This window comes from Enterobacter sp. P82 (assembly GCF_037053385.1).
Lineage (GTDB): Bacteria > Pseudomonadota > Gammaproteobacteria > Enterobacterales > Enterobacteriaceae > Enterobacter.
In genome coordinates this window covers 1-1703 of sequence record NZ_JBALHX010000013.1, presented here as the reverse complement: position 1 = coordinate 1703, position 1703 = coordinate 1, and the positions used below count along the sequence as shown (strand labels likewise).

The window sequence follows — 1703 nt, the reverse complement described above, 5'->3', positions numbered from 1 at the left end:
TGCTGGAGGTATCAGAAGTGCGAATGCTGACATAAGTAACGATAATGCGGGTGAAAAGCCCGCACGCCGGAAGACCAAGGGTTCCTGTCCAACGTTAATCGGGGCAGGGTGAGTCGACCCCTAAGGCGAGGCCGAAAGGCGTAGTCGATGGGAAACAGGTTAATATTCCTGTACTTGGTGTTACTGCGAAGGGGGGACGGAGAAGGCTATGTTAGCCGGGCGACGGTTGTCCCGGTTTAAGCATGTAGGCGGAGGTTCCAGGTAAATCCGGTACCTTTTTAACGCTGAGGTGTGATGACGAGGCACTACGGTGCTGAAGTAACAAATGCCCTGCTTCCAGGAAAAGCCTCTAAGCATCAGGTAACATCAAATCGTACCCCAAACCGACACAGGTGGTCAGGTAGAGAATACCAAGGCGCTTGAGAGAACTCGGGTGAAGGAACTAGGCAAAATGGTGCCGTAACTTCGGGAGAAGGCACGCTGATATGTAGGTGAAGCCCCTGCGGGTGGAGCTGAAATCAGTCGAAGATACCAGCTGGCTGCAACTGTTTATTAAAAACACAGCACTGTGCAAACACGAAAGTGGACGTATACGGTGTGACGCCTGCCCGGTGCCGGAAGGTTAATTGATGGGGTTAGCGGCAACGCGAAGCTCTTGATCGAAGCCCCGGTAAACGGCGGCCGTAACTATAACGGTCCTAAGGTAGCGAAATTCCTTGTCGGGTAAGTTCCGACCTGCACGAATGGCGTAATGATGGCCAGGCTGTCTCCACCCGAGACTCAGTGAAATTGAACTCGCTGTGAAGATGCAGTGTACCCGCGGCAAGACGGAAAGACCCCGTGAACCTTTACTATAGCTTGACACTGAACACTGGTCCTTGATGTGTAGGATAGGTGGGAGGCTTTGAAGCGTGGACGCCAGTCTGCGTGGAGCCGCCCTTGAAATACCACCCTTTAATGGCTGGTGTTCTAACGTAGACCCGTAATCCGGGTTGCGGACAGTGTCTGGTGGGTAGTTTGACTGGGGCGGTCTCCTCCCAAAGAGTAACGGAGGAGCACGAAGGTTAGCTAATCCTGGTCGGACATCAGGAGGTTAGTGCAATGGCATAAGCTAGCTTGACTGCGAGAGTGACGGCTCGAGCAGGTGCGAAAGCAGGTCATAGTGATCCGGTGGTTCTGAATGGAAGGGCCATCGCTCAACGGATAAAAGGTACTCCGGGGATAACAGGCTGATACCGCCCAAGAGTTCATATCGACGGCGGTGTTTGGCACCTCGATGTCGGCTCATCACATCCTGGGGCTGAAGTAGGTCCCAAGGGTATGGCTGTTCGCCATTTAAAGTGGTACGCGAGCTGGGTTTAGAACGTCGTGAGACAGTTCGGTCCCTATCTGCCGTGGGCGCTGGAGAATTGAGGGGGGCTGCTCCTAGTACGAGAGGACCGGAGTGGACGCATCACTGGTGTTCGGGTTGTCATGCCAATGGCATTGCCCGGTAGCTAAATGCGGAAGAGATAAGTGCTGAAAGCATCTAAGCACGAAACTTGCCCCGAGATGAGTTCTCCCTGACCCTTTAAGGGTCCTGAAGGAACGTTGAAGACTACGACGTTGATAGGTCGGGTGTGTAAGCGCAGCGATGCGTTGAGCTAACCGATACTAATGAACCGTGAGGCTTAACCTTACAACGCCGAAGCTGTTTCGGCGAA

At 53.5% G+C, this 1703-nt stretch carries 1 rRNA gene (running past one end of the window); it reads left to right on the top strand.

Annotated features, from left to right (window positions below):
- Nucleotides 1–1678, top strand: a 23S ribosomal RNA gene (locus tag WB237_RS22990); it begins 1268 nt to the left of the window's first position.
- Nucleotides 1679–1703: the final 25 nt, after the last annotated feature.